Origin of the sequence: Psychroflexus planctonicus (genome assembly GCF_014640195.1) — a bacterium.
Taxonomy (GTDB): domain Bacteria; phylum Bacteroidota; class Bacteroidia; order Flavobacteriales; family Flavobacteriaceae; genus Psychroflexus; species Psychroflexus planctonicus.
The window spans coordinates 279,253-300,391 of the sequence record NZ_BMGM01000001.1; the positions used below are offsets into that span (position 1 = coordinate 279,253).

At 33.9% G+C, this 21,139-nt stretch carries 23 protein-coding genes; 21 read left to right on the forward strand and 2 right to left on the reverse strand.

Translation table 11 applies throughout. The features are described 5' to 3' along the window. From panD to IEV72_RS01395, 11 genes are all read left to right on the forward strand, one after another. Positions 1-351 carry an aspartate 1-decarboxylase gene (panD, locus tag IEV72_RS01350; RefSeq protein WP_188457277.1) on the forward strand — a complete coding sequence of 117 codons (351 nt, stop codon included), beginning with the start codon at positions 1-3 and terminating at the stop codon, positions 349-351. 2 nt (positions 352-353) lie between these two features. Continuing rightward, positions 354-1,331, forward strand: coding sequence for a lysylphosphatidylglycerol synthase transmembrane domain-containing protein (locus IEV72_RS01355; protein WP_188457278.1), 978 nt, complete (start codon positions 354-356; stop codon positions 1,329-1,331). 33 nt (positions 1,332-1,364) lie between these two features. Next, on the forward strand, positions 1,365-2,513 hold the full coding sequence (locus IEV72_RS01360) for an alpha/beta hydrolase (RefSeq protein ID WP_188457279.1): 1,149 nt from the start codon (positions 1,365-1,367) through the stop codon (positions 2,511-2,513). Between the two features lie 3 nt (positions 2,514-2,516). Then, positions 2,517-3,872 (forward strand): DNA repair protein RadA, encoded by a 1,356-nt coding sequence (gene radA / locus IEV72_RS01365; RefSeq protein WP_188457280.1) that lies wholly within the window; start codon positions 2,517-2,519, stop codon positions 3,870-3,872. Between the two features lie 67 nt (positions 3,873-3,939). Continuing rightward, a complete protein-coding gene (locus tag IEV72_RS01370; RefSeq protein WP_194428393.1) occupies positions 3,940-4,155 on the forward strand; it encodes a hypothetical protein in 216 nt (71 codons plus the stop codon). Positions 4,156-4,272: 117 nt separating this feature from the next. After that, the gene (locus tag IEV72_RS13725) at positions 4,273-4,485 is read left to right on the forward strand and encodes a type II toxin-antitoxin system PemK/MazF family toxin (protein ID WP_373283980.1); all 213 of its coding nucleotides are present in this window, start codon (positions 4,273-4,275) and stop codon (positions 4,483-4,485) included. A gap of 524 nt (positions 4,486-5,009) precedes the next feature. Continuing rightward, entirely contained in the window at positions 5,010-5,534 is a 525-nt protein-coding gene (locus IEV72_RS01375) for a hypothetical protein (protein WP_188457282.1), read from the forward strand. Between the two features lie 93 nt (positions 5,535-5,627). Next, positions 5,628-5,843, forward strand: coding sequence for a hypothetical protein (locus IEV72_RS01380; RefSeq protein ID WP_188457283.1), 216 nt, complete (start codon positions 5,628-5,630; stop codon positions 5,841-5,843). A 288-nt stretch (positions 5,844-6,131) separates the two neighbouring features. Beyond that, the gene (locus tag IEV72_RS01385) at positions 6,132-6,536 is read left to right on the forward strand and encodes an ABA4-like family protein (protein WP_229731757.1); all 405 of its coding nucleotides are present in this window, start codon (positions 6,132-6,134) and stop codon (positions 6,534-6,536) included. A gap of 337 nt (positions 6,537-6,873) precedes the next feature. Beyond that, positions 6,874-7,911, forward strand: coding sequence for an HNH endonuclease domain-containing protein (locus IEV72_RS01390; protein ID WP_188457284.1), 1,038 nt, complete (start codon positions 6,874-6,876; stop codon positions 7,909-7,911). A 5-nt stretch (positions 7,912-7,916) separates the two neighbouring features. After that, on the forward strand, positions 7,917-8,777 hold the full coding sequence (locus tag IEV72_RS01395) for an HIT family protein (RefSeq protein WP_188457285.1): 861 nt from the start codon (positions 7,917-7,919) through the stop codon (positions 8,775-8,777). A gap of 70 nt (positions 8,778-8,847) precedes the next feature. On the opposite strand, the gene IEV72_RS01400 is transcribed toward IEV72_RS01395, so the two are convergent. Beyond that, positions 8,848-11,988 carry a DUF3427 domain-containing protein gene (locus IEV72_RS01400; protein ID WP_188457286.1) on the reverse strand — a complete coding sequence of 1,047 codons (3,141 nt, stop codon included), beginning with the start codon at positions 11,986-11,988 and terminating at the stop codon, positions 8,848-8,850. After that, positions 11,985-12,371 carry a (deoxy)nucleoside triphosphate pyrophosphohydrolase gene (locus IEV72_RS01405; RefSeq protein ID WP_188457287.1) on the reverse strand — a complete coding sequence of 129 codons (387 nt, stop codon included), beginning with the start codon at positions 12,369-12,371 and terminating at the stop codon, positions 11,985-11,987. Before IEV72_RS01405 ends, IEV72_RS01400 begins: the two co-directional genes overlap by 4 nt. 391 nt (positions 12,372-12,762) lie before the next feature. Here IEV72_RS01405 and IEV72_RS01410 point away from each other — a divergent pair, with 391 nt between their 5' ends. The 10 genes from IEV72_RS01410 to IEV72_RS01455 all read left to right on the forward strand — a co-directional run bounded on the left by IEV72_RS01410 (position 12,763) and on the right by IEV72_RS01455 (position 21,139). Then, a complete protein-coding gene (locus IEV72_RS01410; protein ID WP_229731759.1) occupies positions 12,763-13,152 on the forward strand; it encodes a hypothetical protein in 390 nt (129 codons plus the stop codon). Beyond that, a complete protein-coding gene (locus IEV72_RS01415; protein WP_188457288.1) occupies positions 13,149-13,343 on the forward strand; it encodes a helix-turn-helix transcriptional regulator in 195 nt (64 codons plus the stop codon). The genes IEV72_RS01410 and IEV72_RS01415 overlap by 4 nt, the downstream gene beginning before the upstream one ends. Before the next feature lie 139 nt (positions 13,344-13,482). Next, on the forward strand, positions 13,483-14,175 hold the full coding sequence (locus IEV72_RS01420; protein ID WP_188457289.1) for a DUF2490 domain-containing protein: 693 nt from the start codon (positions 13,483-13,485) through the stop codon (positions 14,173-14,175). Between the two features lie 63 nt (positions 14,176-14,238). Continuing rightward, positions 14,239-14,925 (forward strand): SDR family NAD(P)-dependent oxidoreductase, encoded by a 687-nt coding sequence (locus tag IEV72_RS01425; protein ID WP_188457290.1) that lies wholly within the window; start codon positions 14,239-14,241, stop codon positions 14,923-14,925. 22 nt (positions 14,926-14,947) lie between these two features. Beyond that, a complete protein-coding gene (locus tag IEV72_RS01430) occupies positions 14,948-15,676 on the forward strand; it encodes an acetolactate decarboxylase (RefSeq protein WP_188457291.1) in 729 nt (242 codons plus the stop codon). A gap of 213 nt (positions 15,677-15,889) precedes the next feature. Next, positions 15,890-16,906 carry a cytochrome-c peroxidase gene (locus IEV72_RS01435; protein ID WP_188457292.1) on the forward strand — a complete coding sequence of 339 codons (1,017 nt, stop codon included), beginning with the start codon at positions 15,890-15,892 and terminating at the stop codon, positions 16,904-16,906. Positions 16,907-17,299: 393 nt separating this feature from the next. Continuing rightward, positions 17,300-18,553: a tyrosine-type recombinase/integrase gene (locus tag IEV72_RS01440; protein ID WP_188457293.1), complete on the forward strand. Its 1,254-nt coding sequence runs from the start codon at positions 17,300-17,302 to the stop codon at positions 18,551-18,553. A 383-nt stretch (positions 18,554-18,936) separates the two neighbouring features. Then, on the forward strand, positions 18,937-20,418 hold the full coding sequence (locus IEV72_RS01445; RefSeq protein WP_188457294.1) for a hypothetical protein: 1,482 nt from the start codon (positions 18,937-18,939) through the stop codon (positions 20,416-20,418). Positions 20,419-20,528: 110 nt separating this feature from the next. Then, positions 20,529-20,825 (forward strand): helix-turn-helix domain-containing protein, encoded by a 297-nt coding sequence (locus IEV72_RS01450; RefSeq protein ID WP_188457295.1) that lies wholly within the window; start codon positions 20,529-20,531, stop codon positions 20,823-20,825. A gap of 8 nt (positions 20,826-20,833) precedes the next feature. Further along, the gene (locus tag IEV72_RS01455; RefSeq protein WP_188457296.1) at positions 20,834-21,139 is read left to right on the forward strand and encodes a hypothetical protein; all 306 of its coding nucleotides are present in this window, start codon (positions 20,834-20,836) and stop codon (positions 21,137-21,139) included.

Below are 21,139 nucleotides of genomic sequence, written 5' to 3' on the forward strand. Positions count from 1 at the left end.
ATGTACGTACACGTAGTAAAATCGAAAATTCACCGCGTTAAGGTAACCGGTGCAGACTTAAATTATATCGGTAGCATTACCATAGACGAAGACTTGATGGATGCGGCTAATATTATTGAAGGAGAAAAAGTACAAGTGGTTAACAATACCAATGGAGAACGTTTAGAAACCTACGCCATCCCTGGTCCGAGAAAAAGCGGAGAAATAACTCTAAACGGTGCCGCCGCTAGAAAAGTAGCTCCTGGAGATATTTTAATTTTAATGACTTACGCCATGTTGGAATTAGAAGAAGCCAAGCAATTTAAACCTGCATTGGTTTTCCCTAACGAAACCAACAATTTATTAACCTAAATATGTCTGGATCTCTTGCCAAAAAAATAGCTAAAATTAGTATACCCATTGTATTAGGCGTTTTTTTTGTAGCCTATTCAATTTTTTCGGCAACTGAAGAAGAACGGCTTCAAATCTGGAATACCATAATCGGTGCTGATCCTTTGTGGGTAAGTATTTCCTTACTAATGGGAATACTATCGCATTGGGCAAGAGCTGCACGCTGGAAATACCTCTTGCTTCCCTTGGGCTGCAAACCCAAAACACTCAATAGTTTTTTTGCCATTATGTTTGGTTACCTCAGTAATTTAGGCGTCCCGCGTTCTGGCGAAATTTTACGTGGCGCCAGTTTAGCGAGTTACGAAAATGTGAGTTTTCAAAAATCTTTTGGTACTATAGTTAGCGAAAGGCTAGTAGATTTAATTGTATTGTTGCTTATTATTGGTCTAGCACTACTTTACCAATCTACAGAATTGCTGGAATTGTTTTCTACCTATCAAATCAATCCTTTACTAATTTTAGGCGCTATTGTAATCTTGATCCTGTTGTTCTTTCTTTTTCTGAAATTATTACGCACTTCAAACCATGCTTTGGTAATTAAAATACGTGAGTTTTTAGAAGGTTTATGGGAAGGTATGCAAAGCATTTTGCACATGAAACACAAGTGGCCATTCATTATTTATACCTTCTTAATTTGGGGATTTTACATCGGCATTTTTATGGTTATTAAATACAGCGTTCCTGAAGTAATAAACTTAGGCTTCGGACCGCTTTTGGTTGCTTTTATTGTAGGTACTTTTTCCATGTCGCTCACCAGTGGCGGAATAGGCATTTTTCCAGTATCTATTGGCGTGGTTTTGCACATGTATGGCATAGATAAAGTTGCAGGAGAAGCTTTTGGTTGGATTTTATGGTCAAGCCAAACCGCATTAACCATTTTTTTAGGGGTAATTTCTGCAATCTTACTTCCGCTGTACAATAAGAACCAAATTTTTAAGTAATTTAGTAGCCTAAATCACTCAATACTAACTGCTATGAAGAAGATAATACTACATGTAATCTGCTTGATTTTCTGTAACGCCTTGCTACAGGCACAACACCAATACCAAGAGATCAGTTCAGATTTTTTAGAAGAAAACAGACAGATTAAAATTCAATTACCGCGCTCTTATGAAAGCAATACCCAAAAAGAATATCCCGTTATTCTAGTTTTGGATGCCGATTATCTATTTGAACCCATAGCTGGAATGGTAGATTATTTAAGTTATTGGGAAGAAATTCCGGAAGCCATTGTAATTGGCATCATGCAAAATAAACAAAGAAGAGATGATTTTGAAATTGGTGACGAAGACCATTTGCCAATTGCTTCTGGTGAAGCTTTTTTCGATTTTTTAGAATTGGAATTAATGACTTTTGTTGAAAATAACTACCGCACAACACCGCTTCGTATTATTGCTGGACATGGCGAAAGTGCCAACTTCGCTAACTTTTTTCTCTTCAGAAAAGATCCTTTATTTCAAGCTTACATCAACTTTAGTCCATTTTATTCGCCAAAAATGAAAAGTAGAATTGTTAGCGGTTTAGAAAGAGCAGAAAGAAGAACATGGTATTATCATGGATACAGTGAAAACGAGCCGCCTGCTAAGCTTAGAGAAATGAAAGACCTTGCTATTGAAGCTGAATTAATTGAAAATCCAAATTTGAATTTCTTTAAAGATGATCACAAAAATGCAACGCATATTACTTCCGTTAGCCAAGGAATTGCCAATGCCCTAGAAAGTATTTTTTCAGTATTTAAACCCATTACACCTCTCGAATACGACCAAAATTTGTATCATGCAGAATCTGCGGTTACCTATTTAGAAGATAAATATTTTGACATTTCTACTTTCTTCAATTTAGAAATAGATATACGTATAAATGACATTATGTTTGCATCTAGAGCTATCGAGCAAAAGAAAAATTGGGATGAATACAAAGACTTGGCTAAACTCGCTAAAAAACATCAACCAAGAACACTTTTGTATAGTTACTTTTTAGCGCGATATCATCAAGAAATGGGAAATCCAAAAAAAGCCTTGAGACATTATCAAGATGCTTATGGTTACGAACCAGTAGGACAATTAACCAAAGATTTAATGCTGATTAGAGCCGAAGAAATTAAAGAAGTGTTTGGATACTAAATTATGCCGAAAAACAAAGTAGCTTACTTTTGCCAAAGCTGTGGCGCACAATACGCCAAATGGCAAGGACAATGCAACGCCTGTAAAGAATGGAATACGCTGGTAGAAGAAGTCATTACCAAAGAAGAAAAAACCACGTGGAAAACCACTAGCGTCCCTAAACGCATGACCAAACCCCAAAAAATTAATGATATTGAAGTGGCCAAAGAGCAGCGTTTGGTTACCCAAGACCAAGAGCTCAATCGGGTTTTAGGTGGCGGTATTGTGCCCGGTTCACTTATTCTGTTAGGTGGCGAACCTGGTATTGGAAAAAGCACCCTGCTGCTTCAAGTAAGTTTGCAATTGCCCTACAAAACCTTGTATGTTTCCGGAGAAGAGAGTCAGCAACAAATTAAAATGCGAGGCGAACGCATCACTTCGCAAAGCGAAAATTGCTACATTCTTTCTGAAACCAAAACCCAACACATTTTTAAGCAAGTGGAAGCTATTGAACCCGATATTTTAATTATCGATTCCATACAAACTTTGCATACTGACTATGTAGAAAGTTCGCCTGGCAGTGTTTCTCAAATTCGGGAATGCACTTCAGAGTTGATCAAATTCGCCAAAGAAACCAACACGCCGGTTTTACTTATCGGACACATTACCAAAGAAGGTAGCATTGCTGGACCCAAGGTTTTAGAACACATGGTAGATTGTGTTTTGCAATTTGAAGGCGACAGAAATCACGTATACCGCATTTTACGCGCACACAAAAACCGTTTTGGCTCAACGCATGAACTCGGTATTTACGAAATGCGTCACCAAGGTTTACGCCAAGTAAGCAACCCGTCTGAACTGCTTATTTCACGTGGTAACGAAGACTTAAGCGGCACCGCCATCGCTGCTACTTTAGAAGGCATGCGCCCACTGATGGTAGAAATACAAGCTTTGGTAAGCTCGGCCGTGTATGGTACACCACAACGCTCCACTACAGGTTACAACGCCAAACGACTCAACATGCTGTTGGCAGTCTTAGAAAAACGAGCTGGTTTTCGATTGGGTGCAAAAGATGTGTTTTTAAACATTACCGGTGGCATTAGCATAGACGACCCGGCATTGGATTTAGCCGTAGTCGCCGCCATTTTATCTTCTAACGAAGATGTGGCCATTTCCAGAACCTGCTGTTTTGCTGCCGAAATTGGCTTAGCTGGCGAAATTAGACCCGTTAGCCGCGTAGAGCAACGTGTTCTAGAAGCTGAAAAATTGGGCTTTGAAAGCATTGTAATCGCCAAATCCAGTAAACTGCCTAAAAACAATTACCAAATACAATTGATTCGTGCTGCCAAGATGGAAGATGTGGTTGATTTTTTGTTTTAAATTAAAAAAACCATCAAATCAAAAACTGAATACATAATTCGTTAAATTTGAAGAAACAATACAAATCATGAAGGCAGTTGAGTTTAAAACAAAAATAAAGGACAATCAAATTAAAATTCCAAAAAAAATGCTATCTAAGTTTGATTTTAATCATAATGAAAATATCAGGGTAATTGTACTGTTAGACGACCAAGATACAATTGATGAACAAATTTTTAAGGAAGCAACAAAGAAACAATTTCTAAAAGGCTATGCTGATTCAGATTCCATCTATGGTAATTAAAGACAAATGGACAACTTAATTTTTGGAGATATTGTTTTGCTTGAATTTCCTTACACTGACCTAAAAACATTCAAAAAAAGACCTGCTTTACTTATTTAAGATTCAAAAGATGGAGATATTGTTGTATATAGAATTACTAGCAAAATTCATACAAGTCCATTTGACATTTACATTGATGAATGGGAAGAAAGTGGATTAAAATTACCATCTGTAGTTAGGATACACAAGTTGGCCACTTTAGAAAAAGATATGATTGAATTAGTTTTAGGAAACGTAGACTATTCTTTAAAAAGAAGAATACGAGAAAAGTTAACTATGTTACCTGTTTAAAAAACTTGTTATCCAAAAACCTTTCAACTCTCCATTATTTTTTTTCGAAACTTTTAGTAGTTTTAAAATATTAACCTTGTGGCTTTCACACTGAAACTCTGCAAGGGTTCAAAACCCTTGCAGGGTTGAATAATAGTAGATAATTTAACCCGTTCATTTTGATAAAATTCTGTCAATTCGAATGAATTTCACGTTTGATATGAATAATCTCGAAGTATCGAGAATGATGATTTTTGGATGTAAATTAGGTCTCGACAGGATTTTTTTATCAAAAAATCACTACTAATTAATTTATATAATTTGTCTGTTTTCAGCTACTTTCAAAAAGCTTTACTGGTTTTACCATTAATGAACAAGTTTGATTTAATTTTTTTCCCTTAAGGGAAATGCCGAAAGGCAAAGGGTGTTTTTGCATTTTAGTTTACACCCATCCCTTACCCTTCCCTCAATGGAAGGGAAGAAGCTGACGCATAGTTTATAGATAAAGTATTGACTATCATCATCCTATTCAATATTTTTGAAACATGGCAAGCATAAACCAAATACCATTAACTCCAGATAGCACCTATCACATTTACAATCGGGCAAATGCAGATGATTTACTATTCACATCTAATAAAAACTATCTGTATTTTCTAAAAAAATACGAATACTATATTACACCTTTTGCAGATACATTCTGTTACTGTTTGATGCCAAATCATTTTCATTTTTTAATTCGAATAAAAGATGAGAAAGCAATTGAGGAATGGATGCAATTTAAAATGAAAAAACATAAAACCCTGCAAGGGTTCAGAAAGAATAAAACTTCTGACGAAACCCTCAAGGTTTCTAAAAACCTTGAGGGTTTTATCTCTCAAGAATTCAGTAACTTTTTCAATGCCTACACAAAAGCTTACAACAAAAAATACGGCAGAAGAGGTAGTTTATTCATGCATAATTTCAAGCGAAAATTAGTCAGCGATGAAGCATACCTTAAAAAACTATACCAATTAAAGTTTAGAGTGAGACAAAAAGAAAATGATGATTTTTTTCGTTTATACGAATAAAGAAAATTATGGCATAGCCTTAGCTACGGCATAATTTTATTTTGAAGTAGAAATAAAAAAAGGGTATTTTATTTATCTCAATTTAAGGTTTAATTGGTATTTGTTCATTACATTCATTACAACCCTGTTGAAGCTGGAATAGCTTCCAAACCCGAAGAATGGAATTTTTCATCGTATAAAGCCCTAATTTCAAATCAAGTAACAAAGCTCCAAAAAGACGAAGTGATTAAATGGTTCAACGACCTACAAAATTTCAAATATTGCCATCAAAAACCACCTTATCTTACCGGTGTAAACTATTTAGGATAAATTCAACAGAATGCAATAATAATGCGGCAAGGAGTCAAAAAACTCGAAAAACTTGACGAAACCTTCAAGGTTTTATCGCTAACCAGTACAACCCTGCAAGGGTTCGAAACCCTTGCAGGGTTTTGTAATGGTTATCGTTTTGTTTTAATAAGTATTGCCTATTTAATACCGATTGCTATTTTTAATATCGCATAAATGCTTCTTAAAATATGCATCAGCAATTGTATCATATTATTATTAAATTCGTAATATAAAATGAAGTAAGCTTCATTTAAAAACTCCTTCACTATGGAAGCATCTTTGGTATTTCAAATTGTCAACACTTTGGTTTTACCCGCGTGGATTGTCTTGATTTTCTTTCCTAAAAAAGCCTGGCGAAATCCTGTCATTTATACCTTTGCTGCACTAATGGCAAGTGTTTACGCCTTTTATGTCATAAGCCATTTAGGCAACTTCAATATGGAAGCTTTTAGCCAATTGGAAGGCATTAAAAGCCTATTTAGTACCGACCAAGCTGTTTTAACGGGTTGGATTCATTATTTAGTATTCGACCTGTTGGTTGGAAACTGGATAGTAAACAATGCGCAAAAAACAAGATATCCCATTACCTCATCATCCCGTGTCTCTTATTTTGTTTCTTGTTGGGTCCCGTTGGTTTTTTGTGCTACACCTTACTTAAATTGGCTAAAGTAAAAAGCTTGCAAGAAGTGAAGGCTGAAGAGTAAATTCAATATAGTAAGTTACCACCTTGCATACAGGCTTATACTTTAAATAGACTTCACAGGTTTTGCCTTTCCGCCTTTGGATGAAAAACTTATGAAGTCTTGGAAAAACAAAAACCTAACTTTCATTATTCAAAATTCAAATTGGTTACGCCCTACTTCACCCCTAGTATCCCCCAAGTATCTCCCTAGTATCTCCTAAGCAGCGTTTTGAAAAACCCAAACTAAAAAATACCCATTCCAACACATCGCCAAGCCAAAAATATTTGTTAGTTTTAGTGGATCTTAATTGGATTAAACTTTTGTAAATGAACCAACTTCCCTTTTCACCTGACATCAATAATACTGCTTTAGCTAGTGTATTTAATTACACTTCGGCTACGTATAAGTTTTATTGGTTTTTAGGTATAATTGAAGAAGTTGAACAAGGCAAAAAACAAATTCAAAAGCAAGCTATTTTTGCAAGAATGTTAGCTAATGCTTGGTATCCAGTAGAATATTACAGATTATCCTTCGGAAGTCAAGACAAAATTGAAGAATTAATACAGGATTTTAAAAGAAACACATTAATTAATCAAAGTGATTCAAAAGAGAAAATTTTTAATAAACTGATAGTTAGTGAACAAAAATCACACGAAACCAAACTATTTCATTTAGACAAAAATGTTCCACATAAATTTTTAAGTCCTTGGTTTAAAGGTTCAAAAAAAGTAGTTTATGGAGCATCAAGTAATGATTTTCAAAATGCGATGTATCGTTTATTTAAAGATAAAATTATCATCAATGACAATTGGTTTGAATACATGCAACTCAATGCAAGAATCATTAAGGATTTTATTTATTGGAATTTAGCTTTATTTGTTCAAGCGAGAAATCCAAGTACGCCAAACATTTTGAACAAGCTGATTAAACCAGCTAAAAGAAATCCACTAACCAAACAACGACTAAAATTTTGGAATGTATATTTAGAGCAAAAGCCAGAAACTAGATGTATTTTCACTAACGAAGTTTTAGATATTAAAAACTATCATGTAGATCATTTTATACCTTATTCATTTGTTACACATGATTTAATATGGAATTTAGTGCCTATAAACGCTAATTTCAATTCTTCAAAAAACAACAAACTACCACTTTTAGACAAACATTTTCATCGTTTTTACACGATTCAAAAAGATGCTATACAACTACTCGGTAAAGCCATGCCTAAAACTTTTAAAGAAGAGTATTTATCTACATTTCCAAGGTTTACAGAAAATCAGAATATAAGTTTTGATAATTATAAAGATGTAATTAGTCCTTTGATAACAGTAGCACACAATAATGGTTTTGAATATTTAGAATAGGTATCATGGTTAACCAAAACATTAACTCACACTTCACCGCCAAGGAAAGAGATAAAATGTCTTTTCCTACCCGAATTTTGCTGGATGAAAATTTAATTGAAGGTAAAGTATTGGATTTTGGTTGTGGTTTTGGGAAAGATGTTGAAGAATTAAAAGAAAAAGGATTTGATGTGCAAGGTTACGACCCACACTACCAACCCGATTACCCAGAGCAAAAATACGACACGATTGTATGTCATTATGTGTTGAATGTTCTGCAAAACCAAGAACAAGCAAAGGTTTTATATCAAGTGGCTAATCTGCTCAAATTTGGTGGGAAAGCTTATTTTAGTGTACGGCGTGACATCAAAAAACCCGGTTTTAGAACGCATTTTGTACACCAAGTAAAAACCTACCAAACCAATGTAGTTCTTCCGTTTAAAACCGTTTTTATCAATGAAAATATGGAGATTTATGAATACCAACACTACTGCTATCTCAACCAAAAAAAGACTGAAGTAAGTCCGTTTTTTGAAAAACTAGAACCCAAAGAGCAAGTTGGCGAATTGGCCAGTTGTTTTGCTTTTCGAGATAAATTTCCCGTATCAAAAGGACACACCTTGGTCATTCCCAAACGAAAAGTTTCCAATTACTTCGAGCTGAGTTTTAAAGAACAATCGGCTTGTTGGTTTTTGGTGAACCTGATTAAATCAGATCTACAAAAACAATTTAATCCCGATGGCTTTAATATCGGCATCAATGTGGACGAAGCGGCTGGACAAACTATTTTTCATTGCCACATTCACATTATTCCTAGATATAAAAATGATGTTGAAAATCCGCTTGGTGGAGTTCGTGGGGTTGTTCCTGGGAAGAAGGAGTATTGAAATGAAAAGTTTTGTATATATGACTTGTTTTTTATGTGCTTTTTTTAATTTATTACTTCTAAATATTTTACTAACCAACCCTTAATTTTGCAGCATCTTTCCACAGATAATGAGGTAAAGGTTCATTTAATTCCCATTTCACATTCATTGGCTTCGCTCCATAATATTCTCTTAGTTGTCCTTCACCAATAAAAACATAACCTATAGTTTTGCCATATTCATCTTTGTTTTTTTCTCGCACAAAGAGTAAGATTCTTTTTTCTTCTTCTTTATGCTTGATATATGAAATCCCTTTAGGAGTTTCTGGACCGGCAGAATTTTGACTTTGCCAGTGGAACAATTTTTCATTGATTGCGTAATCGTCATACATAGTTGTCGGAGAAAAATTTTCTTCAGATTTGATAAGATTTATAAAAAGTAATTCCGTGTTCAGTGATGAATTTTCTGCGACGCCTTCTCGACTTGGAGATTTTCTTTCAAATGTGCTTAAACCAAAGGCGACCAAAATTTGATCCCTAGTATAACGCGCATGAATTTTAAGCGGTTGACTGTACGGAAGAGTAATATCTATCTCTTTAAAACTGATTCCATCTATCAGCAACTCTAATATCTCAATAATTTCACCTAGAAGCACTTTGTTTCTCCCTAATTCTCGAACACTCTTTTCTAAAGAATTAAACTCACCGGCTTTTTGCCAAATGTCATAATGTAACATCAAAAGCATTTGTTTTTGCGTTTCACTAAAGTGATCTAATGATATATTAAACCCTTTTTTTGCAATGCTTAAAACGAACTCAAAATAGCTAGTTGAGCTACACGACAACCATTTATTCGAAATTGCTTTAACAATTTCCTTTTCATTTGTGTTATCAAATTCGTCTAACTTTCCTGCATCGAAACATAGTCTTTTCCAACCCCCTCTTTTGTATATTATTTGGATGGGAATATTGTTAAACTCAATAAAATTTTTCAAGTTTAACGATAAAGTTGTTTGATGTTGAAAGTTTTGAATCTTTTGAATCAGTTGATTTCGGTTTAAAGAAGTGGCTGTCGTAATGTTTGATAAAATGATTTGTTTGGCTTTCTTTTCTAAAATGACTGAGCACCCTAATGGTAAATGAGGGAAATTATCTTCGATTTCCTTTTTTACAGTAGAAGCTGTTTTGCCGATCAAAGCCCTAAACTTATTTTCAAAATTGTATTCAGGTCTAGTGTTACCAACAAAGTCTAAAACCGTCAGGCAATCTTTATTTTCTGCAAGTCGTAAACCTCTACCTAGTTGTTGTAAAAAAATAGTTAAACTTTCAGTGGGCCTTAAAAACAGAACTGTATCAATTTCTGGAATATCCACACCTTCATTGAAAATATCAACGACAAATAAATAATTAATTTCCTTTTTGAGTAACTGATTTCTAACACTATCTCTGTTTTGATTATTATCACTTGTCAAATAATCCGCCTTTAAACCTGCAAGAGAAAATTTTTCTGCCATAAATCTAGCGTGTTCCATAGTTACACAAAAGCCAATTGTTCGAACATCATTCAGGTCTTTAGTATATTTTTCTAAAGCATCAATGATTTCTCTGACTCTTCTGTCATTGGCAGTATAAACTGAAGATAATTCGCTAGCTACATAACGCCCTCTTTCCCATCTAACATTTGAGAGATCTATACTATCGGTAATTCCAAAATATTGAAACGGACATAAAAGCTTTCGATTCAATGCTTCAGGCAAACGAATTTCAGCGGCAATTTTATTGTGAAAATCTTCTTGAATATCGCCACCATCCATTCTTTCGGGTGTTGCTGTTAATCCAAGTAAAACTTTTGGCTTGAAATATTTAATTATACCGCGATAACTACTTGCTGTCAAATGGTGACATTCATCGATAACAATAAAATCAAAATAATCTGGTGACAAATTGATTTCATTCAAACGATTATTGATTGTTTGAACTGATGCAAATACAAATTCATAGGTGTCCGGAACCATTCCGTCAACCCACAGTTCTCCAAAATTATTATCTTTTAATATTCCTCTAAACACAGACAGAGACTGAATTAAAATTTCTTTTCTATGTGCTAGGAAAAGGAGTTTTGCCGATGGGTTTTCATTTTTAAATCGCTGATAATCAAATGCAGAAATCACTGTTTTCCCTGTTCCGGTAGCTGCAACCACAAGATTCTTATTTCTGTTATGAACAACTCTTTCAACCTCTAATTTTTCTAATATTTCAGATTGAAACGGGTAAGGTTTAATATCAAAAAAAGTAAGGTTCAAGTTTGAGATTTTTCCTGATTTCCCCTGATTCAATGACTGAATTAATTTTTCTTTATGAATCGAATCATCAAATAATTCAAAATCTTCACTTTGCCAATACGAATCGAATGTTTTTTGAAATTTATCAATAATATGATTTACCTCTTTCGTAGTAATTTTAAGGTTCCATTCTAGACCATCTGTTAAGGCCGAGCGAGAAAAATTTGAAGAACCGATATATCCTGTATGAAAGCCAGTATTTCTTTTAAATAAATATGCTTTTGCATGCAGTCTTTCATTTCCAGAATTATAAGATATCTTTATTTCCGTATTGTCTAATTTTGAAAGCAACTGGATGGCTTTGTAATCAGAAGCCCCCATATATGTGGTAGTAATAACTCTTAATTGACCACCTCTTTTAGTGAACTCAATCAATTCTCTTTCTAATATAATTATACCCTTAAATTTTATGAACGAAACAAGCAGGTCTATTTTATTAGATGACAGAATTTCTTTTTTTAGCTCACTTTCAAGAGAAAGACCAACATTTCCACCTGTGAACAATTCACTATGTGTTAAACGAGTATACGGAGTTATTTCTTTTAGATGAAGATTGAAATCCGAAAAATGAGCATCTACTTTTGTGAATACGGCTTTTAATATTTCTCCTTCAACAGCAATCAAATCATTTTCAAACTCTTCCTTTTTAAGTTCGTCTTTCAGAAAGAGAATAATCTTATTTGCAATTTCGATTTGTGCTCCAATTTTATCTTCTGCCTTTACATAATTAAGTGCATTCTTAATGGTTTGTGCTAAATGTTTAGACAGTATAGAAGAAGCTTCTTCTTTATCTAAAACGGATTTATTAACGAAAAATTCATTTTTGTCAATATATTCAAGTTTCTGTGAAACTAATTGGGTTACTAATTCTTCGTATATTCCTTCATTCATAATCTTAAAAATTCGTTGAGAATGGGAATATCTGCTTCCGCCCAGTCTAAATCGTTTAGTTCAACTTTTTCGAGTAAAAGATATTGTTTATGTTCAGACAACTTGATGTCACCGTCAACATATCTTGCAATAAAAGGTATTAGTTCAATCGAAAAGTTTGGATAATCAAAATTAGAATGCGATAACTTAGAAATCAATTCGATTTCAATATTTAATTCTTCCCATATCTCGCGTTTAACACAATCTTCTGCTGATTCACCGTTTTCAATCTTTCCGCCTGGAAATTCCCATTTTAAGGGCAGTTTCATTTTTTCACTTCTCTGAACAACAAGTGTTTTACCATTTAAACAAACGAGTGCACATGTCACATCTAATTTCTTCATTAAAAATATTTTATACCATAACAGCAATTAAACGTGTAGTGATTATAATAATGTTAATGTTTATTGAAAATGAACTGAAAAACTAAATCTTCTTAATTTACAATAAATATAAAACTAAAAATACACAAACATCGAATGCTTTGCAATAAAAGTTAAGATTTTATTTAGAAAGAGAAGATTTTCAAAAATATATGCAAGACTCTTCATAAACCCAAAACCTGCCCCAACCAAGGCTATTTTTATTAAGCTTTTGTGTTGTATAATTTCCGTGTCAAATGGCTTTTTCTAGGCGTAATTAAAATTAAAATGTAAATAAGACTTGACATTTCAATTTGTTGTTTATATTTGTAAAGTTTTATTTACATAATGTATAATCTTAATTACTTTTAAAATGAAAACAACAAGAAAACACATCTTAAATTTAGCGGGCTGGACTTGGTCTTGGGTAGCTACACTTGCCTTGGCCACCTTTGGTCCCATTTACATCTGGGACGACCATCAATTGCTGTCCATATTATTTGTAGGCGTTAATTTTGCCAACGGGGTTGCCATGCTTATTGCCAACCGAAACTTATTTAATAGCTTAGATGAGTTGCAACGGAAAATACAATTGGAAGCTTTAGGAATTACGCTGGGTTTAGCGGTTGTAATTGGCATTAGCTATTCGCTTTTAGATACCACCAACTTAATAGCAGCAGATGCCGAAATTGGCTTTCTAGTCGGAATAATTGGTATTACGTATTTTGTAAGTTTACTCATTATTAGAAAACGCTACGCATGAAAAACAAATTGAAAGTCTTGCGTGCTGAGCATAATCTCACGCAAGAACAATTGGCCAATGCGGTAGATGTATCCAGGCAAACCATCAATGCCATTGAAAAAGAAAAATTTGACCCGAGTTTGGTCTTGGCCATCAAATTATCGCGCTTATTTAAAACGGATATCGAAACTATTTTTACCTATGAAAAATAGCAGCATTCAATTACTCCAAAAGTATTTGCCTTTAAAATTGTGTAAGTGATTATAAAGCCTTATCTAGGTAAGTTGCTGAAACCACAACATTAATTTTGGAAACACCATAATGTTAGTTTCAGTGACTAAATTTCATTTTATGAAGAAACTACTCCTTTTATTAAGCACCGTATTCGCTAGTCAATTTGCTTTTGCACAAGTAGAAGAATCTAAATTAGGAGCTTGGTATATGTATTTTTACAATGCATCTTTTAACGAAAGCGCTTGGGGAATTCAAGGCGACGCACAATACCGAAATTGGAACAGCATTGGCGATTTAGAACAGCTGCTCTTGCGTTCGGGACTAACTTTTTCGCCACAGGAATGGAAAGCTACTTTTACCGTAGGCTACGCCAATATAAGTACGGGAACACCTGGTAACAGCGACAATACCTTTGCTGAAAACCGAATATACCAAGAAGCGCTTTTACCCCAAAAAATAGCCTCGCGCGTTTTTATTACGCATCGTTTTCGGTACGAACAACGTTGGGTGGAACAGCAAGATTTTAGAACACGATTTCGCTATAACTTATTTATCAACGTAAGTTTAAACGCTAAAGAATTGAAAAAAGGAGTCTTTTATGCTGCTTTTTATAATGAATTGTTTATCAATGGCGAACGCCACACGGGAAATGCAGAAGTGGCTTTATTCGATCGCAACCGAACTTACTTGGGTTTGGGTTATGTACTTAGTCCTACATCGCGAATTCAATTGGGCTGGATGCGACAAGAAACTGAAGTTTGGACAAAAAACCAATTGCAATTTAGTTTACATCAAAATTTGAATTTTTAAAAGGCTACTAAAATGCATTTCAATACTTTTGAAGCTATTACACTAAAAAATAAAAAACGCTAGATGAATTTACAAAACAAAACGGCTTTCATCACCGGCTCAACCCGTGGCATTGGGCAGCAAATCGCCATCGGCTTGGCTGAAAAAGGATGCAATATTATTGTACATGGTCGCACAAAAGCCAATTGCCAAACTACACTCGCTTTGTTAGAAAAATACAAGGTGAAAACCCATTCTGTTTATGGCGATTTAGCACATCCTGAAGAAGTGGAAAAAGTGATTCAGCAGGTAGAAAAGTTAAATATAGACGTAGAAATTTTATATAACAACGCTGCCATTATGCGGCCTTATCGACACGATTACTGGAGCCATACCCAAGAAGATTGGAGTTGGAGCATGCAGGTAAATGTATTTGCGCCGTATGCTTTTTGCAAAGCCTTTATTCCGAAAATGATGACTAACGGATTTGGACGGGTTATCAATTTGGTATCAGGAATTCAAGACCAACCTGAACTTTCGCCCTACAGCACATCTAAAGCAGCGCTAGCCAAGTTAACTAAAGACTTGAGTGTAAAATTAGATGAAACTGCCGTGCGCATCAACTCACTCGATCCAGGATGGTTGCAAACCGATTTGGGTGGCGAGTATGCCGACCATCCTGTTGAAGCCGTGATGCCTGGCGCCTTACAACCCGCCTTAATTGAAAACGACGGTCCCAACGGAACAACTTTTTTTGCATTGAATGCTTAACTTTGTAATCAATTTTAAAAATATGAAATTACACCACTTTACATTTACACTCGTTGCAAGTCTCCTCTTGGCTTGCAATTCTACCGCACCTAAAACACAAACCGAAAAACACAGCTATCCCGATACCAAAGTGGTCAGCGCCATGAAAGAAGTGATGTGGAAAGGAAAACTAGGAAGCCAAATTGATTTAGACAGTATTTCCAACACCAAAGGACTGTACGGAATTGGGCCGCTGAGTTATTTAAAAGGAGAATTGCTGATTAACAACGGAAAAAGTTATGTTTCTAAAGTAACTTCAGATTCCACCATGCAAGTAGTGCAAACTTATGCTGCTTCTGCACCCTTTTTTGTATACACCCACGTAAACGAATGGAACGAAGTAGCATTGCCTGAAGAAATAAAAAACATTCAAGATGTGGAGCAGTTTCTACAGCGCGAAACAGTCGACTTAAAAAGACCTTTTGCCTTTAAGTTAGTAGGTAATGTGACCAGTGCGAAAATTCATATTCAAAATTTACCGAAAGGAAGTAAGGTATCTTCACCAGAAGAAGCGCATCGCGGGCAAACCAACTATGCTATTCAAAATGAAGAAGTTGAAATTATCGGATTTTTCTCTACCGAACATCAAGGAATTTTCACCCACCACGATTCGTTTGTACACCTGCATTTAATCACCAAAGATGAAAGCCAAATGGGACATCTAGACGAGCTGCAAATTAAGGACATGAAATTGTATTTGCCTAAAAAATAGCTTGACACTTTTTTTGCGTTGCAAATGGGTTGGATGCTCCTATAAGTCTCGATGAATGCAATAATGCTTTTTTAAAATTGTAGGTAATAAAACTGACAAATATCATTTTTATACTGTTTCGTGTTTCTTGTGCTACCTTAGTTACAAAGCTAAAAAACGGATGTATTTATTTTTGAAACTAGTAATTGGTCTCACTTTAATTGCATTTACATCATGAAGTTTTTTATCTACACTACTTTTATTTTTTTACTGATCAGTTGTGATTCTTCTCCCAAAAAAGGAGCTTATACCAAAATCGTATCCGAACCCAAAAGTGAACTGCATCAACAAGCATCTAGTTTGTTTAGCTCTGTGAATTCTTTGCCTAATCAAGAACTTTCTGCTGAAAAAATTGCACTTGGAAAAAAATTGTATTTTGATAAACGCTTATCGAAAAACAATAGCATTAGTTGTAATTCCTGCCATAATTTGAGTACCTATGGGGTAGATAATTTGGCAACATCTCCCGGAGACACCAAAGAATTTGGAACTCGTAATTCTCCTAGTGTAATTTATGCTCATTTACATACTTCTCAATTTTGGGATGGTAGAGCTAAAGATGTAGAGGAGCAAGCAGGAATGCCTATTTTAAATCCAGTTGAGCATGCAATTCCCGATAGTTTGTACTTGGAGAACAAACTGGCTCAGGTTGATGATTACGTTCAAAGTTTTGCTAAAGTGTATCCTAAAGAAGGCCTAACCTATACCAATATCACAAATGCTATTGGTGCTTTCGAAAGACAAATGTCTCCAGTAAGTCAATTCGATTTATACTTAGATGGAGATGAAGCTGCGCTGAATACAAAACAGAAAAAAGGCCTGCAAGCTTTTATAGATAACGCCTGTATTGCCTGTCATGCTGGTGTTCCCCTTGGTGGAAAAATGATGCAAAAGTTCGGATTATTTGATGATTACTGGAACTATACTAAAAGTGAAACAATAGATAAAGGACTAGCTGAAGTTACTGGCAAGAAATCCCATGAATATATGTTTAAAGTTCCTAGCTTAAGAAACATAACCAAAACCAGTCCGTATTTTCATGATGGCTCTGTAGAAAGCTTAGAAGAAAGCATTAAAATCATGGCCAAGTTACAGAGCAACAAAGATATTAGCGATGAAGATATTGAAGCCATAATGGCCTTCTTTGAATCACTTGAAGCAGATCTTGATGATTCCATGAAAACACTTTAATAAACAAAAACGAGCGTAAATAAAGCCGTTTCAAAATTGAAACGGCTTTGTTGTGGAGAATATCGCCCCGAAACGTCGGGGGAATTCCGTAAATGAGAAAATATTCAATTTTTAATACATTTACGAGGATGCTCGCAAAAGCGGCACCGATGACTCCATTAAAAAATAAAAAACCACTTTAAAAAGTGGTTGTGTTGTGGAGAATATCGAACCCGAACGAGCAACCACCACAACAAACAACAACTTTAAAAGCTAGTAAATATAAGCATTTATAAAATAGTACATTGAAATAAAGCTAACTTAATCGAACAAAGTAGCAATATATCGAACAAAAATCGAACAAAAGTATTATCTTTGATATTGTCTAAAACGTACTAATTTAAAGCAATATCAATGGCAACGATTAATTTTTATTACAGAAGTAAAAAAGAACAATCTTATTTAACCGCAAAGCTGAGGTTTAGTTTCAATAAAAAACCTTTTGTTATAACGGCAAAAACAAAAACAAACACCAGTTTAGAAGTTTGGCAAAAAATAGATGCTAAACGTATTGACGACGGCGAAATAAAAGACCAAGTTATTGACTTGAAAAAAGACTTATCTAAACTAGAAAAATTTGTTTTAAACAACTTTGAAGCTGAGCCGAACAAATACAAGCCAACTCAAAAACAATGGCTAAAAAGTACCTTAGATACGTTCTACAATCCCGAAAACCAAGCCCCGACGGGTTTAGTTGACTATCTAAACTTTTATTTAGAAAATAGAAATACTGAAATAAAGAAACATTTAAAATTCAAGTTCAAAGCTTTAAAATCAAAACTTGAAGCACTTGAAGCACAAAAGAAAACTCAATACGAAATCAAAGACGTAAACGAAAGTTTTAAAAATACTTTTGTCGAGTTCCTAAAAGAAAAAAGCTATTCACAAAACTACACTAGAAAACAATTCGGCTTTTTAAAACAGCTTTGTAATCATGCAAAATACAACGGGCTTGAAGTAAGCCCACAACTTGACAAACTAAACGTAAAAGGCGAGAAAACCCCTAAAATTTATTTAACGCTTGCAGAACTTGAACAAATAGAACAAACCAACTTCAAAAGCGACGAATTAAAAGCGACTAGAGACTGGCTTTTAATTAGTTGTTATTGTGGGCAACGAGTATCGGACTTTTTAAGGTTTACCCCCGAAATGATAAGAACCGAGAACGGCAAACACTTAATCGAGTTCACACAAAAGAAAACCAGTAAAACAATGACAATCCCGCTTCATAAAAAAATACTAGATATTATTGAAGCCAACGGCGGGAAGTTCCCTAAAAAACTAATCGACCAAAAATACAACAAGTATCTAAAAGATGTTTGCGAACTGGCTGAGGTAAACGAGCCAACCAAAGGGCGTAAATTGATAAATTTAGGAACGAAAAAAGAACCGCTTTACAGATACAAAACAGACTACTATCCAAAGCACGAATTAATAAGTTCCCACGTAGGGCGACGTTCCTTTGCAACTAACTTTTACGGCAAAATACCGACCACGTTTTTAATTTACATTACTGGACATAGCACCGAAGCAATGTTTTTAAACTACATAGGCAAAAGCAATAAAGATTTAGCCCTCGAAGTATCGGACTATTTTAATACACTTTAAAACCTCAGCAAATGGAAACAAGAAAAAACGATTTTTTAGTTAGTTGGGAATTTTTAAAAATTGTAAAAACGGAAGCTTATAATATTACGTTCAATTACGAGAATGAAAATAAACTAATTGCTTCTATAAAAAACCCTTACTTAATTACACTTTTTTTAATAGAAACAAACTTAAAAGAAAAACTAATTAATATTGATGTAATACCTTATAAAGCCAACAACGATATAAGTTTTGATTATAAAAAACAAGCATTTTTAAACTTAAAATATATCTTTGGAAAAGGATATTTAGACGGACAAAATCACTACAACAAAGAAATAAAAAACGCCTTAAATACTTTTTATCTAAATGATTTTAATAGGCTTAAGACCGAATTTGATTTTTTGTATAATGAAAAAAAATATTCGCTTGACAACAAAGGAAAAAAAAAGGAAACAATTACTCAGTTTAGATTTGAGTACAAGCCTTTTAGTTTTTCTGAATTAAATGTTTACAAGTGGGGATTTTTAACAGCAATTGAAAATAATTTATTTGACTTTGCAAGTGAAAAACCTTACTTAATTGACTTAACAAAAAGAACACAAAGCGTAAGACCTAAAAATATAGCAGAAAAGATAAATGCTATTTGGATAAAAATAAGATACACCAAAAAGTTAAAAGGTAACCTCAACTTTGACGATGTCAAATCAAACTTCATAGACTCACTAGAACTATTTAAAACTTTAGAAAAACACCACTTAAACAAGTTAGAAACAAAGGAATTAAGGGGCGAAATAATAGAAGCCTTAGAGAAAATAGAATTTGAACTTGAAACAATAGACCAACGTAGATTTATAAGCAAACTTATTGCAGAATTTGAAGACACAAAAAAAATCAACCCTTTTACTATAACAATCAGTTTAACAAGTATTTTCTATAAACTAAAAAATGATATTAAAAACAACAAAAAAATTGACTTGATTGACCTAAAAAATAGAATAAATAGGGCAAAAGAGTTTTATAGAATAGTTCAAAATAATGATTTCGATAAAACTGAGATTGAAAACTTAAAGGACGATATAAATGATTTGCTAACTAAAATTGAAAATGAATTTGCCGAAGCAAAAGACAAAGACAAAAGATTTATAGCTGAGCTAATTGAAGACTTCAAAAGTATTGACTTAGATTTAAAAATGTTTGAAAATAAACACTTTACAACAATGGCAACAACAAAAGAGAGAGTTCATAAAAGAATAGCAATTGAAGCCTTTTTTAAGGTATTAAAAGAAGTTTCAGACCCTAAGACAACCTACAAGGGGGTAATAATTAATACAGCCAACTGGAACGAGTTAAAAGACTTGTTTTTTGAGCAAAGAATGAAAGCCTATGAAAGTAGCTTAAATAGTTCAGAAAAAATAAAACTTGAAAACGAACTACTCGACCAACTAAAAAACGAAAGCGAAAGCATTTTAAAAGGAATAAAAAAACAACAATTCAATACTTTAGTAGATAGGTATAAAAGCTTACTGAATACACCACAAAAAAAGACAAAAAACAAGCCTACTTTTGAAGACTTCTTTACTGGCATAGAAAAACAACAAATAGAACAATTAAAAGACTTCTCAAATGGTTTTAACTCAAAAAAATCAGCTATTTTTATTGACTTGCTTTATAATGAATTTAGGGTTTTAGATGTAATACCAGGAAACAAAAAAGGCAAAAGCCCAAAGGACTTTGCAAAGTTATTTAATACTGAAACCTACTCAGGTCTAAATGATTTTTTTGATAAGTCAAAAACTTTCAATGGGATAAAACTTACTTATAAAGACCAAGAGCAAAGCGAATATTTACAAATGAAAACACGACTTGAAACAATCTTAAAATAGCTTGATTATTGTTTATACTTGATTATCAAGTTTAATCAATTGATTATCAATGTTTTAGACCTAATAACTCTATAATTTTGGTTTTGAATTAATTTTTAAAATCTAAAAGAATGAGTTATTCAGAACCAGTACAATTTGTACAAATCACAACGGACGAACTGGCAAAGCTAATCGACCAAAAAATTAGCGACAACCTCAACAACTTCAAAAAGGAGTTTCTAAGCAAAGAAGCCGACGATGAACTACTAACTAGAGAGCAAACGGCTGAGTTCTTACAAGTCGATGTTTCTACTTTGTACTTGTGGGCTAAAAAGGGTAAAATCAAACCTTATGGAATTGGCAAACGTCGCTATTATAAGCGAAGCGAGTTAATCGAATGTTTAACCCAAATTAGACAACTAAATTAAATAAGGCTATGAGTACAAAAGATACAAATAGCCTTAACAATGCTTTTAACGAGAAGCACAACAAAGATAAGGCTTTAACGCAAAGAAAACGAGTATTTAAAGCATTTTTTGAAGCACCTAAAACGATGCTAATGGTATCGAACGAAACGGGTATTTTACGAGCTAATATTTGTAGATATGTCCGAACGTTTAGACAATCCGACAAAGTAGCTGAGGTTAAAAAAGGTTTATGTAAAATAAGCAACCACCGAGCGGGCTATTTAACAACCAATCCCGACCAGTTCCCTAAGTCAAACCAATTCAAAATGTTTTAA